Raw genomic sequence first — 14090 nt, forward strand, 5'->3', positions numbered from 1 at the left:
CACAGGAGGCCTCCGCCTCTCTGTGGATAACGTCTGATCAACGGTGCGCGTTACGGCCTAGCCGGAGATATTCGCGACCCCGGCCCACACCGTGACCGCCACGGCGGCCAGCATCGCCACGCACGTCCCCCACTGGACCAGCGCCCGGCGCGAGCGCGGCGCGTACGCCATCGCGACGGCGATGATCGCCCCGGTGACGAGACCGCCGATGTGCGCCTCCCAGCTGATGTTCCCCCAGGTGAAGGTGAACAGCAGGTTCAGCCCGAGCAGGATCAGGACGGGCCGCATGTCCATCCGCAGCCGCTTCACGAAGACGGCCGTGGCGCCGAAGAGTCCGTAGATCGCGCCCGAGGCACCCAGGGTCAGGGTCTCCGGGGCCAGCAGCACCACCAGCGCGCTGCCCCCCAGCCCCGCGACCAGGTAGAGCGCGGTGTAGCGGGCCCGGCCGAGCAGGGTCTCCAGCGGACCGCCGATCCACCACAGCGAGAGCATGTTGAAGGCGATGTGCGCGATCTCCTGGTGGAGGAACATCGAGCTCACCAGCCGGTACCACTCGCCGGGTCCGCCCGCCACGCCGCACAACGCGGTGCCGGGGGCGTAGCACGGGACGAAGAGCCCCAGCTCGGTGACGAACTGCTTGCCCTCGACCCTGGCGAGCAGGAACACCAGCAGGTTCAGCCCGATCAGGATCTTGGTGACCAGCCGGGGGTCCCCGGCGACCGAACCGCCCGCCACCGTGCGGGGTTCGGCGGCCTGGGCCGCACGACGCCCCTCCCGCACGCACTCCGGGCAGTGGAAGCCCACGGACGCGTTGATCATGCACTCCGGACAGATCGGCCGCTCGCAGCGGGAGCAGCGGATGCCGGTCTCCCGGTCCGGGTGCCGGTAGCAGCGGACGGCCTGGTCGGTCATGTGTCAGCCCTTCGCAGCGGAATCGCCCCGCCCGTCATACGCACGGGCGGGGCGTTCGGGTTCCCGGGACCCTAGCGACGCTCGATCACGACGCTCTGGATCACCACGTCCTCCAGCGGACGCTCGGTGCGCGGGTTGGTGGGGGCGGTCGCGATGGAGTCCACGACCTTCTGGCTGGCGGGGTCGGTGACCTCGCCGAAGATGGTGTGCTTGCGGGTGAGCCACGCCGTCGGGGCGACCGTGATGAAGAACTGCGAGCCGTTGGTGCCCGGGCCGGCGTTCGCCATGGCCAGGAGGTAGGGCTTGGTGAAACCGAGGTCCGGGTGGAACTCGTCGGGGAACTGGTAGCCGGGGCCGCCGGTGCCGTTGCCCAGCGGGTCGCCGCCCTGGATCATGAAGCCGGAGATGACCCGGTGGAAGACCGTGCCGTCGTAGAGGTGCTCGTGGGAGGTCCGGCCGGTGTGCGGGTCCGTCCACTCACGGGTCCCCTCCGCGAGCTCCACGAAGTTCTTGACCGTCTTGGGCGCGTGGTTCGGCAGCAGCCGGACGGTGATGTCCCCGTGGTTGGTCTTCAGGGTGGCGTAGAGCTGCTCGGCCACGATCTTGCCTTCCATAGTCCTCACTGACAGGGGCAAATCCTCGCACGTCACGCCTTCCCGCACGCAACTGTCGCGCCCCAGGTCATCCGGTGGCATCGTCGGTGACGGCTCCCCTTGACCCGGATGCCCGTACGCACATGCCGTACCCCGCGGCGGCGGGCATGATTTCAAACCGGGTGGAAAGGCGAAAACCGAACGCCACCGAGGAGGAGGTTCTCGTGACCCGCATCGACAGCGTGCGCGACGCAGCCGAGAGGACGAGGGTCAGCGTGCGGCACGCCGCGGACGTGGTGGCGCCGTACGCCGACACAGCGAAGCTCAACGCCGCACACTACACGGACGAGGCCAGGCTCTACCTGGCACCGCGGGTGTCGGCGGCCGGGCGGCAGGCCCGCGCGGCGGCCCGGACGCAGTACGACGCGCACCTGGCGGCGCGTCTCGACCAGGCCCTGGCGGCGGTGCCGCCGGGCGTCCAGCAGAAGGTGGGGACCGCGGCCCGGCGCACCCGTGACACCGCCCGTCTGGCGGCGGAGTTCACGGCGCCGCGGATGGGCCAGGCGGTGACCACCGTGCGCAGCGTCGCGGCCCCGGCCGCGGAGGAGGCGGCCGCCCGCAGCGCCGCCGCGGTCGCCGTGCTGCGCAGCCACGTCACGGCGGACGACATCCGCAAGCTGGAGCGCCGCCGCGAGCGCCGGGCCCGCAACGGGCGGTTCGCCAAGGGCCTGCTGCTGGCGGGTCTCGTCGCCGGGGCCGGCTTCGCGGCGTGGAAGTGGTGGAGCAAGCAGACCAACCCCGACTGGCTGGTGGAGCCCGCGCCCGCCACCGAGGTCGCCGACCGCGCCTCCCTCAACGGCGGCGTCGGGGCCGACGCCTCGTTCGGCAAGGTCGACGGCTCGCCGGTGGACGCCCTCGACCCGGAGGTGCAGGCCAAGCAGGCGGAGTCGGACGCCGACGACCGCCGCGACCGCGGGGACTCCCGCCCGTGACGTGACGGCCCGGACACCGGAGGCGGTGCGACACGACCGGCAGGAGGGCGGCGGACCCGTGACGGGTCCCGCCGCCCTCCTGCCGTACGCACCCGTCACCGTCCGGAAGGCGCGGGCAGCGGCAGGACCTCCTCCTCGGCCTCCGGGTCGGCGATCTGCGCGGGCACCCCGCGCAGGGCGTACAGCGCCACGACGGCGCCGACGGCGAGCAGCGCCGCCCCCACCACGGTGGTGACCTGGACGCTGTGGCAGAAGGCGTCCTTCGCGGCCGCCAGCAGCGCGGCCCCGTCCGCCCCCGGCACCCGGGCGGCCGCCTCGGCGGCCCCGCCCACCGACTCGCGGGCGGCGTCCGCGGCGCCCGCGGGCAGTCCCGCGGGCAGGGCGAGGGCGTCACGGTAGACCGCGCCGAGCAGCGAGCCGAGGACCGCGATGCCCAGCGAACCGCCCATCTCCATGGCGGTCTCCGAGACGGCGGCGGCCGCGCCCGTCCGCTCCTTGGGGGCACTCGCGAGGATCGTGTCGTTGGTGACCGAGACGATCAGGATGATGCCCGCGCCGTTGGCGACCAGCGGCGCCAGCAGCTCCCAGTACGGCGTCCCGGGCGTGGAGAGCCGGCCGAGCACCGCGGTGCTCGCGGCCAGCAGCACCAGGCCGAGGGCCACCACCCGCGCCCGGCCGAGCCGCGGGATCAGCGCGGTGGCCGGCGGAGCGGCGAAGGCCGCGGCCAGCGGGCCGGGGAGCAGGGCCAGCCCCGCGGTGAAGGGCGACCAACCGCGGACGACCTGGAAGTACAGGGAGAAGGCGAGCGACAGTGTGGACGAGGCGAAGATCATGACCAGGTTGGCGCCGACGGCGCCGCTGAAGGCGGGGTTGCGGAACAGACGCAGGTCGATCAGGGGCTCCTCGACCCGGACCTGGCGGCGGGCGAACAGGACCAGGGCCGCCGTCCCGATCGCCGCGGCGATCCACACCGGCGCATGGTCCACGCCGTCCCGGAAGCCCTCCTTGACGGCGTAGATGGCGCCCACGACACCGACGACCGACAGCGGCACGCCGATCCAGTCCAGCCGTCCCGGCCGCGGGTTGCGGGACTCCGGCAGGACCAGGGCGCCGGCCACGAGGACGACCGCCATGAGCGGGACGTTGATCAGGAAGACCGAGCCCCACCAGAAGTGGTCCAGCAGCAGACCGCCCACCACAGGGCCGAGCGCGAAGCTCGCGGCGGCGATGCCGCTGCTGATCCCGATCGCCGTGGTGCGCTCCTTGGGGTCGGTGAAGGCGTGGCGTACGACGGAGAGCGTCGAGGGCACCATCGCCGCCCCGGCGACGCCGAGCAGCGCGCGGCCGGCGATCAGCGCCCCGGGGGTCGGTGCGTAGGCGGTGAGCAGCGAGGCCACGCCGAAGGCGGCGGCACCCAGCAGCATCATCCGCTTGCGGCCGAGCCGGTCGCCGAGGTTGCCCATGACGACCAGCAGGCCGCCCATGGCGAAGCCGTAGACGTCGGAGATCCACAGGATCTCGGTGCCGGACGGGCCCATGTCCTTCAGCAGCGACGGGATCGCGTAGTTGAGCACGCTGTTGTCGATCCCGAGGAGCATGGCGGCCAGGCAGCAGACCGCTAGTGCGGCCCAGCGGTGGCGGGTGGGGGCCGCGGGCGTCACGGCCGCGGCGTCATGTTTGCGTGCGGGATTCGTCATGACCGACACGGTGCGCGCGGGCGCTGACCGGCCGCGCACCGTGCGCTGACCGGCGGCCGCCCGGGCCCGGTCAGCGTGCGGTCAGCCCGGTCAGTGCCCGCAGCGCCCGGTCGGCGGGGAGGCCCGCACCGCGCGCGTACGCCTCCTGGTGGGCCGGATCGCCGAGGGCGGCCCGTGCGGCGCCCTCGGTGCGGGCGGCGTCGGGACCGGCCGGCACCTCGGTGCCGCGCAGCGCACTTGCCACGCCCAGCAGTTCCGCGGCCCGTGCGGGGTCGCCCTCGGCAAGCGCGAGGCCGGCGAAGGCGTCGGCGAGGTTCGCCGCCAGCGGCAGGTCGCGGGCCCCGTGCTCCACACCCGCGGCCTCGCGCAAGTGCCCGCGGGCGAGGGCGGTGTCGCCCTCCTCCTGGGCGATCCTGCCGAGGGCGATGTGCGCCTCGGCACGGGCGCTCTCGCCGGTGTACCAGCCGTCCAGGGACTCGGACAGGGCCAGCCCCGACAGCCGCCGCGCCTCGGCGGGGTCGCCGGTCAGCCGGGCGCACTCGCCGAGGCCCAGGTGGGCCCCGGCGAACATCTCCCGGGCGCCGCAGCCGCGGGCGAGCTCCAGCCCGCGCGTGAAGTCGGCCCGGGCCTGCTCGTACCGTCCCGCCCGCAGGCCGCACCTGCCGCGTTCGCCGAGCAGCTCGGCGACGCTCTCGGTGGCGCCCAGCTCGGCGGCGTGGCCGAGGGCCTCGTCGATCAGCCCCACGGCCCGCGCCACGTCACCGCGGGCCCCGGACAGCCAGGCCAGCTGCGTGAGGGCCATGGTGGCCCCCCAGCGGTCGCCCAGGGCGCGGAACCCGGCGAGGGCCCGGTCGAACTCCGTCTCGGCCGCGGCGATGTCACCGCCGACCATCCACGCGTGGAACCCCGAGCCGACGTGGACCAGGGCCCGCTGCCAGGGCTCGACGAGGCTCGCCGCGCCGTCCGCGTACCGGGCGTACGTCTCGTCGTCGGGCACTCCCGCGAAGGGCGCCCAGAGCAGGTTGAGCACGGGGTAGCGGCGGGCCATGCCGCCGAGCCCGGCGACGACGTCCGTGGCGGCCGCCAGGTGGACGGCGAGTTCGGCCTGGTCCGCGGTGACGGAGGCGGCGGTGATCACGCACAGCGCGTACTCCTCGGCCAGCCCGGGCGGCGCACAGGGCCCGGTCACCGCCAGCAACTCGCTAGCAGGCCGGGCGCCCTCGTAGCGCATGCCGCGCAGCATCCAGTACGTGCACAGGGCCGCGAGCAGCCGCAGCGCCACGGCGGTGTCGCCCGCGGCCACCGAACCGCCCAGCGCGGCGTGCAGGTTGTCGTGGTCGGCCGCGAGCCGGCGCAGCCACTCCAGCTGCTCGGCCCGGCGCAGCCGCGGGTCGGCGGTCAGCGCCAGGTCGAGGAAGTACGCGGCGTGCGCCCCGCGCAGCGCCTCCGACTCGCCCGCCTCGGCAAGGCGTTCGGCGGCGTACGCCCTGATGGTCTGGAGCAGCCGGTAGCGCACACCGCCGCCGTCGCCCTCCGGACGGTCCACCACCACCAGCGACTTGTCGGCGAGGGAGGCGAGCAGGTCGAGCACGTCCTCGGCGTCGATGGCGTCGCCGTCCGCCGGGCCGGCCGCGGGTCCCGCGCAGATCGCCTCGGCGGCCGGGAGGGTCCAGCCTCCGGCGAAGACGGAGGCGCGGCGCAGCACGGTCCGCTCGTCCTCGGGCAGCAGCTCCCAGCTCCAGTCCACGACCCCGCGCAGGGTTCGCTGACGGGGCTGGGCGGTGCGGCTGCCCCGGGAGAGCAACCGGAAGCGGTCACCGGGCCCCGCGAGCACGTCACCGAGCCGGTCGGCGACGTCGGCGGCGGACAACGACCGCAGCCGGGCGGCGGCCAGCTCGATGGCGAGCGGGACGCCGTCCAGGGCCCGGCAGATCCGGGCGGCGGCCTCGGCGTCGGGCAGCCTGCCGGACGGACTCACGGCGGCGGCCCGCTCGAGGAGCAACCGGACGGCGGGGGAGCCGAGCACGTCCTCCTCGGGCGCGCCGGGGGCCGGCAGCGGCAGCGGTTCGAGCGGGCAGAGCGTCTCGCCGTTGACCCCGAGCGCCTCCCGGGTGGTCGCCAGGACCCGCACCCGCGGGCAGGCGGCCAGCAGCTCCGCGGTGATGCGGGCGACGTCGGCGATCAGGTGCTCGCAGTTGTCCAGCACGAGGAGCACGTCCCGGTCGGTCAGCGCGGCCATGAGTCGGGCGAGCGGCGAGCCCTCCGGCCCCCCGGTCTCACGCCCGGCGGCCCCGGGGAGCAGACCCGCCTCCCGCAGGCCCAGGGCCCCCGCGATCGCCTGCGGCACCTCGGAGCCGTGGGTCAGCCCGGAGAGGTCCACGAAGCAAACCTCCCCCGTGTGCCGCCCGGCCGCCTCCACCGCGGTACGGGTCTTGCCCGCACCGCCCGGGCCGATCAGGGTGACCAGCCGGGCGTCACCGAGCCGCTCCCCGATCCGTGCCAGCTCCTGCTCACGGCCGATGAAGCTGGTCAGCTGGGCGGGCAGCCCGTGCCGGAGGAGCGGCGCGGACGGACTCCCGGCGGACGATGTTTCACGTGAAACACCCGAAGACCGGGCATCCGGCACGCCTTCGCTGCCCCCGGCGACTGCGGCCGGCGCGGTACGGGCGGGCACCGGCTCGCCGCGCAGCACCGCCAGATGCGCCTCCGCCAGTTCCGGGCCCGGGTCGGCGCCGAGGGACTCGGCGAGTTCACGCCGTGCGTCCTCGTACACCCGCAGCGCCTCGGACTGGCGGCCGCAGCCGTACAGCGCCCGCATCAACTGGGCGCGCAGCCGTTCCCGCAGCGGGTACCGGGTGACCAGTTCCTGCAGTTCGGCGACGAGTTCCTGGTGGTGCCGGGCGTCCAGCGTCAGCTCGGCCGCGATACGGTCCTCCACCGCCGCGATCCGCAGTTCCTCCAGCCGCGCCACCTGCGCCCGCGCGAAGGGCGCGTCGCCCACGTCCGCCAGGGCCGAGCCCCGCCACAGTTCCAGCGCACCGCGCAGCAGGCCCGCGGCCCGCCCGGGCTCACCCGCGGCCAGCGCCTCCCGCCCCTCGGCCGCGAGCCGCTCGAAGCGGTGCACGTCCACCTCGTCAGGGGTGACCACCAGCCGGTAGCCGCCCGGATGGCGCTCGATGGGCACGGCGACGGCCGCGCGCAGCCGCGAGACCTGGGACTGCAGCGCGTTGCCGACCCCGGCCGGCGGCTCGTCCCCGTACAGCCCGTCGATCAGCCGCTCGGCGCTGACGATCCGGCCCGCCTCCAGCAGCAGCATCGCCAGCAGCGCCCGCCGGCCCGGGCCTCCGACGGCGGCGGTGCCCCCGTCGTCCCGCAGCGCTCTCGTCTCCCCCAGAATGCCGAACCGCACGCCGCCGATTCTGCCGCACGGGTCCGCGGCCGGCACCGGGTCCCGGGAACACGACAGGCCGGGACCTCCATGAGGTTCCCGGCCCGGTCGGACGGTGTGGAGCCTAGGGGAGTCGAACCCCTGACATCCGCCATGCAAAGACGGCGCTCTACCAACTGAGCTAAGGCCCCGTGCCGCAGACCAGCGTACCGGCTGCGGAGAGGATCACCGACCGAGTATCGGGGGTCCGTAGGATGACGGGCAAGTTCGCGGCCGCAAAGGTCCCCCGTCAGGAGCCCGCAATGGACACCTCGCAGCCGGACGCCACCACCCGCGTCCAGGACATGCAGCGCACCTGGTACGGCGAGCCGCTGGGCGTGCTGTTCCGCCGCCTCATGGAGACCCTGGGGCTGAACCAGGCGCGGCTGGCGGGGGTGCTGGGGCTGTCGGCGCCGATGCTCTCCCAGTTGATGAGCGGGCAGCGCGCGAAGATCGGCAATCCCGCGGTCGTACAGCGGCTCCAGGCGCTGCAGGAGCTCGCCGCGGAGGTGTCCGGCGGAGCGGTGGCCGCGGCGGACGCCGTGCCGCGGATGGAGGAGATCCGCGGTTCCGAGGGCTCGCCCCTGCTCGGCACCACCCAGAGCGCGACCGGAACGCCGCTGCCGCCCGCGCGCAGGGTCGTCCACGAGATCCGCTCGCTGCTGCACGGGGTGGCCTCGCCCGCCGAGATCTCCGAAGCGGCCGATTCCCTCGCCCACCGCCACCCCCAACTGGCAGAGTTCCTCAGGGTGTACGGTGCCGGGCCGTCCGACGCGGCGGTCCGGGACTACGAGGCGCGGAAGCAGGGGGCAGACGCACGCCATGGGTGAGGTCTTCGCGGGCCGGTACGAACTGGTCGATCCGGTCGGGCGCGGCGGGGTGGGCGCGGTGTGGCGCGCCTGGGACCGGCGGCGCGGTCGCTACGTGGCGGCCAAGGTGCTGCTGCAGAGCGACGCCCACGCCCTGCTGCGCTTCGTACGGGAGCAGGCGCTGCGCATCGACCACCCGCACGTCCTGGCCCCCACGAGCTGGGCGGCCGACGACGACAAGGTGCTGTTCACCATGGACCTGGTGCGCGGCGGCTCGCTGTCGCACCTCATCGGCGACTACGGCCCGCTGCCGGCGCGCTACGTCGGCGGCCTGCTCGACCAGTTGCTCTCCGGCCTGACGGCCGTGCACGCCGAGGGCGTGGTGCACCGGGACATCAAGCCCGCGAACCTCCTGATGGAGGCGACCGGCACCGGGCGCCCGCACCTGCGGCTGTCGGACTTCGGCATCGCCATGCGCAAGGGGGAGCCCCGGCTCACCGCGGCCAACTACGTCGTCGGCACCCCTGGTTACTTCGCCCCGGAACAGCTGCTCGGCGCCGAGCCCGACTTCCCCGCCGACCTGTACGCGACCGGGCTGGTCGCGCTCTACCTGCTCGGCGGCAACAAGCCCGACGCGGAGGCGATCGTCACCCAGTACATCCACGGCATGCCCCGGGCCCCGCAGGGCGTCCCCGGCCCGCTGTGGGAGGTGATCGGCACCCTGCTGCAGCCGGACCCGGAGGCCCGCTTCCGCACCGCCGCGGGCGCCCGCAAGGCCCTGGCGGCGGCGGTGGAGCTGCTGCCGGACCCCGAGCAGGACGAGGAGGCCGTCGAGGTCTTCGACCAGATCGGGCCGCTGCCCGCCGGCTTCTCCCCCGACGGACCGGTGGACCCGGCGCCGTCCGTGGAGGAGACCGGGAGCTTCCGCCTGCCGCCGCCCGCATCGGCCCCGCGGCCCGCCGCGACGGCTCCGACGCCGCCCACACCGCCGACGCAAGCGCCGGTCACCCCGGCGCCCACGCGTCCGTACACGGCCACCGTGGCGGGTGCCGGTGCCCCGGTGGCCGTCGCTGGCGCCGCCGTCGCCCAGCCTCTGCCGCCGCTGATCGCACCGGCCGTGCCCGCCGTCCGGGCCGGCGCACCGGCGCCGACGCACCGGCCCGGCCCTCCCGCCAAGGTCGTCGTGCCGATGCTGCTCGTCGCAGCCCTCTGCTTCGCCTTCGGCTTCTGGGCCCTGTCAGCGTCCTCCTGAGGTCGCGGCCGGCGCGCGCCGCGCGGCCACCGTCCAGACCGCGAGCGAGAGCAGCAGCACGGTGCCGGCGCCCAGGGCCGCGAAGCCCAGGGCGCGCAGCAGCGGGCTGCCGGAGCCGGGCTCCCCGGGGAGGCCCAGGTCCTCGCCGGGGTCACCGTCGTACGACGGCCCCGCCTGCGCGGCGCCCTCGACGTTGATCCGCAGCGTGACCGGGACGGCGCCGTCGACGAAGCCCGCGACCTCCGGGTGCACCGACACCGCCAGGTAGTAGGAGCCGTCGAAACGGGCCGCCGACACCGCGTCGCCGCTCTCGTAGCGGTTGGCGTAGGCGACCTTCCCGGTCGTGGCGGTGACGGAGGTCTGTTCCCCCGAGTAGGAGGCCGTGTCGCCGCCGATGAAGGCCCAGCGCGGGTTGTAGACCTCCACGCGCACACCGGAGCCGCTGTAGCCGCCCGGCTTCGTCACGTCCGCGTTGGCGAAGTCCGCCGCGGCCCAGGCCTGTTGTCCCCAGCCGACCGGCACCCGGTAGAAGCGCGTCTGCCCGGGCAGCACCTCGTCCTTCCAGACCCCGGCGCCGAGGGCCCCGGCATGGGCGAAGTCCGCGCCGCCGGTGGCCCCGCGGGCGGTGCCGCTCGCGGGCACCGGCGTCTGCGTGCCCGGGCTGAGGGCGGGGCCGGGCGTGGCGCCGCCGGTGAGCCCCGGCTCGTTGGTGAACCGGATCTGCAGCGGCCAGGGCGCGGCGTCCGAGGTGCCCTGCGAGATGCGGGTCACCTCCAGGACGTACGCGTGCGCCTGCCGGCACGGCCCGTCCTCGCCGATGGTCCGCTTGACCCAGGTGCCGATGGGCCGTGCCGCCCCGTCGGCGGAGAACGTCCGGCGGTCGCTGTCGCAGCGGGTGCCGTCGGTGCTCGTCAGCGTCAGCTCGATGCCGTCCCCGTACGCGACCTCGGTGCCCGGGCGGGGCAGCGCGAAGACCGCGAGGTAGGCCGAGCGCACCGCGTCCAGGTCGAGGGCGTAGTTCTTGCCGCCCTCTTCCGCCGCCAGGCTGTCCCGGTACAGGACTCCGGGCTTGAGCTGCGGGGCGTCCGCGGTGCTCGCCCGGCCGCGTACCTCCTCGCCCTGCGGCTGCCAGGAGGGGACGGCCGGGTCGGCGTACGCCGCTCCCGCCGGTCCCGCCAGCAGCGCGAGCGCCGCCGCCACCGATGTGAGTGCCCTGCGGATCATGCCCCGTCCTTCCGCCTGCGGCCCAGCAGGGCCACCGTCCCGACCCCGGCGAGCGCCACCGCGCCACCCGCGGCCGCCGCCATCGCGTCGCCCGTCGTCATGAGGCCCCCGCCGTCCGCGGGGGCTGCGGCCGCCGTGGTGTCCCCGGCCACCGCCCGTTCCCCGCCGTCCCGGCCGGCGGCCGAACCGCCGCCGCGCGCGGGCGCGTCGTACTCCGGACCGGCCAGTTCCGTCCCGGTCACGTCCACCCGCAGGACGACCCCCACCGCCGCGTTCCGCGCCAGCCCTGCCGCGCCCGGCCCGAGCGAGACCGCGACGTAGTGCTCGCCCGCCGTGCGGGCGCCCCGGGCGCTTCCGCCGGCGACCCAGCGGTTGGTCCAGGTCACGGGTACCGTGCCGAGCCCCACCGACAGCGGGCGCCCGTAGTAGCCGCGGCGTTGCGAGGCCCCGGAGGCGTCGCCCAGCGGCTGCCGTCCCGGCCCGTACGCGGCCGTCGCCACGAAGGACGAGGCCGTGGAACCACCCTTCAGCAGCGGTTCGTTGGCGAAGTCGGCGGTGTACGTCAGCCGCTGTCCCCAGCCGACCCGCACCTTGTAGAAGCGCGTCTGACCGGGCAGCAGCGTGTCCCGCCAGATGCCCCTGCCGAGCCGGCGCGCGTCGTTGAACCCCGTGCCGCCCTCGACGTCCCGCGGTGCGCCCGTCAGAGCCGCCGGCGGGTCCCCGTAACGGGTCGCGGCCGGTGCCGGGGTGGCACCCGCCGGGAACGGCCGCTCGGAGCCGTACCGCAGCTCCAGGGGCCAGCGGGCGCGGTCGGAGCCGGCGGCGCTGGTGCGGTGCACGGAGAGCACGTAGCGCCCCGCCCCGTCGCAGGCGCCGTCGTGGTCGTCACTGGGAATCCGGCTGACGGCGCCGCCGATCACCATCGCGCCCTCGTCCTGCCCGAAGTGCGCGGTGTCCGAGCCGCAGGTGAGGGGGTACCTGCCGGTGGCCGCCAGCCGCAGCTCGACGCCGTCCCCGTACGCGGCCTTCACCCCCGGCCGCGGCACCGCGGTCACCGCCAGGTCTGCTGTGGAAGCCGCGTCCAGCGTCATCGCGTACCAGCGGGTCTCGCCGGGCCCGATGTCGTCGACGTACGGGCCGGGGGACAGCCCGGGCGCACCGGTGGCGCTCGTCCCGCCGTCCACCCGTCGGCCCTGGAGGCGGTACGCGTCCGCGCTCAGCCGGGAGGCCCGCGTCAGCTGCCGTACGAGCGAGGCGGCGTCGGGGGCCTCCCGGTAGCTGCCGTGACCCGCCTCGGCGATGCACTCCAGCTGCTCGCGGGCACCGCCGCGCACCTGGAAGCCGATGGTGTCGATCCGCAGGTCCACGCCCTGCCCGGCCAGCCGTGCCGCCACCTCGCAGGGCTCGGGCGCCCCGCAGGTGTCCTCGCCGTCGGAGACCAGCACGATCGTGCGCCGCCCGCCCTGGGGCAGGTCGGCGGCCGCCTTCTGCAGCGACAGCCCGATGGGGGTGTCCCCCTGGGGCCGCACCCCGGCAACGGCCTGCTTCAGGGCGTCCCGGTCCAGCGGCCGCACGGGCTCCAGCAGACGGGTGTCGTCGCAGCCGTGCTGCTTGCCCGCACCGTAGACCCGCAGTCCCGTCGGGTAGCCGTCCGGCAGCGCGTCCACGACGGCGCCGACGGCCTTCCTGGCCGCCGTCATGCGGGCGCCCGCCATGGAGCCGGAGGAGTCCAGCACCATGACCAGCCCGTCGCCGTCGTCCACGGCCCGGGCCCGGGCCGTCCCGGCCGGGCCCAGCAGGGCGGCCAGTACCAGCAGCCCGCACGCAGCCGCCCACAGCGGCTCCACGGGCCCGCACGGCAGCGCCTTCCCTCGTCGCATGTGCTGTTCCCCCTCGCACATCGTCGGCCTCAGCGAAGCTATTGATTTGCGACAGCAAATACAAGCGGATCGCATCACGGTCGGGCAACAACGCCCGGACAACAACGGCCGGGCGACCGCGGGCGGACATGACGAGGCCCCGACCACATCGTGATCGGGGCCTCGGGAATCCTTCGTCCGGGCTGTGCCGTCTCAGACGCTCGCGCCGGAACCCGCCGGAACGGAGTCCGTGGCCTCCGTCCACAGGTCCTGCTCGGCGCGGTCCGCCTGGATCTGGCGGTACACGAGGAGACCGCCGATGGCGGCCAGTGCGACCAGGAGAAACTTCTTCACCGCGCGACCTCGTCCTTCTTGCGTTGGGGGTCTTCCGACGGGCCCGACTATACACACCGGTCGATATCGAACGGTGACCTGCCACCGGAACCAACTGCGCGGCCGCGGACAAGGAAACGGCCCGTACGGATGATCCGTACGGGCCGTTCACGCGGTGGGGCTAACAGGACTTGAACCTGTGGCCTCTTCCTTATCAGGGAAGCGCTCTAACCGTCTGAGCTATAGCCCCGCGCTGCGTTGAAAGATTAGCGCACCCGGGGCCGTGGCCCAAAATCGGTTACTCGTCCTCCGCCAGAGTCAGCTCGATCCCGCCCACCATGCCGGCCGACATGTTGTAGATGAAGGCGCCCAGCGTCGCCAGCGCCGTGGCCAGCACGACGTCGATAACGGCGATGACCGCCGTGAAGGTCAGCACGCGCGACAGCGACAGGAACGACACCAGGTCGAACCCGCCGTCCGAGCCGGACGACGTGGCCTCGCTGAGCGTGCCGCCGACCGTGGTGAAGACGCCGATGGCGTCCATCACCATCCACAGCACCGCGACCGCGATGACCGTGCAGATGCCCAGCGCGATGGAGAGCAGGAAGCTGACCTTCATCACCGACCACGGGTCGGCCTTCGCCACCCGCAGCCGCGCCTTGCGCGTGCGCGGGACGGTACGGGCCGCCGGACGCGGCTGGCGGACGCCCGCGGTCGCGGGGGGCCCGGCCGGGGGCGCGTACGCCTGGGGCGGCTGGTGCGGGTCCTGGGGCAGCTGCGGCGCCTGCTGCGGCTGCTCGGCGACCGGGCCGGCGGGTACACCGCCGTAGGTCTGCTGGTGCACAGCGTGCTGGTGCTGCGCTGGACGGGTGTCGGTCACGGTGATTCCCCCCTGGTGCGGGCCGTTGTCCGTACGTGGGCCAGGGGCACCGCCGATCGCGTCCGGAACGGCGGCCGGCATCGGCTGCCCTCCGTCCGCGCCCGTCCCACCC

At 74.8% G+C, this 14090-nt stretch carries 11 protein-coding genes and 2 tRNA genes; 3 read left to right on the forward strand and 10 right to left on the reverse strand.

Annotation, left to right across the window (positions count from 1 at the left end):
- Positions 1 to 57 precede the first annotated feature (57 nt).
- Both PV350_RS09535 and PV350_RS09540 read right to left on the reverse strand, forming a co-directional pair.
- Complete coding sequence (locus tag PV350_RS09535) at positions 58 to 912, reverse strand: rhomboid family intramembrane serine protease (RefSeq protein ID WP_499512875.1); 855 nt, start codon at positions 910 to 912, stop codon at positions 58 to 60.
- A 71-nt stretch (positions 913 to 983) separates the two neighbouring features.
- Positions 984 to 1511: a peptidylprolyl isomerase gene (locus PV350_RS09540; protein ID WP_499516890.1), complete on the reverse strand. Its 528-nt coding sequence runs from the start codon at positions 1509 to 1511 to the stop codon at positions 984 to 986.
- 218 nt (positions 1512 to 1729) lie between these two features.
- Between PV350_RS09540 and PV350_RS09545 the strand changes: the two genes are divergently transcribed.
- Positions 1730 to 2497: a DUF5324 family protein gene (locus PV350_RS09545; RefSeq protein WP_499512876.1), complete on the forward strand. Its 768-nt coding sequence runs from the start codon at positions 1730 to 1732 to the stop codon at positions 2495 to 2497.
- 95 nt (positions 2498 to 2592) lie between these two features.
- Here PV350_RS09545 and PV350_RS09550 read toward each other — a convergent pair whose 3' ends face one another.
- The 3 genes from PV350_RS09550 to PV350_RS09560 all read right to left on the reverse strand — a co-directional run bounded on the left by PV350_RS09550 (position 2593) and on the right by PV350_RS09560 (position 7773).
- Entirely contained in the window at positions 2593 to 4194 is a 1602-nt protein-coding gene (locus PV350_RS09550) for an MFS transporter (protein WP_499512877.1), read from the reverse strand.
- A gap of 70 nt (positions 4195 to 4264) precedes the next feature.
- Positions 4265 to 7603 carry an AfsR/SARP family transcriptional regulator gene (locus PV350_RS09555; RefSeq protein WP_500333369.1) on the reverse strand — a complete coding sequence of 1113 codons (3339 nt, stop codon included), beginning with the start codon at positions 7601 to 7603 and terminating at the stop codon, positions 4265 to 4267.
- Between the two features lie 97 nt (positions 7604 to 7700).
- Positions 7701 to 7773, reverse strand: a tRNA-Ala gene (locus tag PV350_RS09560).
- Between the two features lie 111 nt (positions 7774 to 7884).
- Between PV350_RS09560 and PV350_RS09565 the strand changes: the two genes are divergently transcribed.
- Together PV350_RS09565 and PV350_RS09570 are read left to right on the forward strand one after the other, a co-directional pair.
- Positions 7885 to 8451 (forward strand): helix-turn-helix domain-containing protein, encoded by a 567-nt coding sequence (locus tag PV350_RS09565; RefSeq protein ID WP_499512879.1) that lies wholly within the window; start codon positions 7885 to 7887, stop codon positions 8449 to 8451.
- The gene (locus tag PV350_RS09570) at positions 8444 to 9682 is read left to right on the forward strand and encodes a serine/threonine-protein kinase (protein ID WP_499512880.1); all 1239 of its coding nucleotides are present in this window, start codon (positions 8444 to 8446) and stop codon (positions 9680 to 9682) included. The genes PV350_RS09565 and PV350_RS09570 overlap by 8 nt, the downstream gene beginning before the upstream one ends.
- Here PV350_RS09570 and PV350_RS09575 read toward each other — a convergent pair.
- The 5 genes from PV350_RS09575 to PV350_RS09595 form a co-directional block, all read right to left on the reverse strand.
- On the reverse strand, positions 9668 to 10906 hold the full coding sequence (locus tag PV350_RS09575; RefSeq protein ID WP_500333370.1) for a hypothetical protein: 1239 nt from the start codon (positions 10904 to 10906) through the stop codon (positions 9668 to 9670). The two genes, PV350_RS09570 and PV350_RS09575, sit on opposite strands and share 15 nt — an antisense overlap.
- Positions 10903 to 12786: a vWA domain-containing protein gene (locus PV350_RS09580; protein ID WP_500333371.1), complete on the reverse strand. Its 1884-nt coding sequence runs from the start codon at positions 12784 to 12786 to the stop codon at positions 10903 to 10905. The genes PV350_RS09575 and PV350_RS09580 overlap by 4 nt, the downstream gene beginning before the upstream one ends.
- A gap of 192 nt (positions 12787 to 12978) precedes the next feature.
- Complete coding sequence (locus PV350_RS09585) at positions 12979 to 13119, reverse strand: DLW-39 family protein (protein WP_018559211.1); 141 nt, start codon at positions 13117 to 13119, stop codon at positions 12979 to 12981.
- Between the two features lie 155 nt (positions 13120 to 13274).
- Positions 13275 to 13348 (reverse strand) — tRNA-Ile (locus PV350_RS09590).
- Positions 13349 to 13396: 48 nt separating this feature from the next.
- Positions 13397 to 14059, reverse strand: a complete 663-nt coding sequence (locus PV350_RS09595; protein ID WP_499516891.1) for a DUF3566 domain-containing protein — start codon at positions 14057 to 14059, stop codon at positions 13397 to 13399.
- Positions 14060 to 14090: the final 31 nt, after the last annotated feature.

It is taken from the genome of Streptomyces sp. PA03-6a (assembly GCF_033792765.1).
In the GTDB taxonomy this organism is placed as follows: Bacteria; Actinomycetota; Actinomycetes; order Streptomycetales; family Streptomycetaceae; genus Actinacidiphila.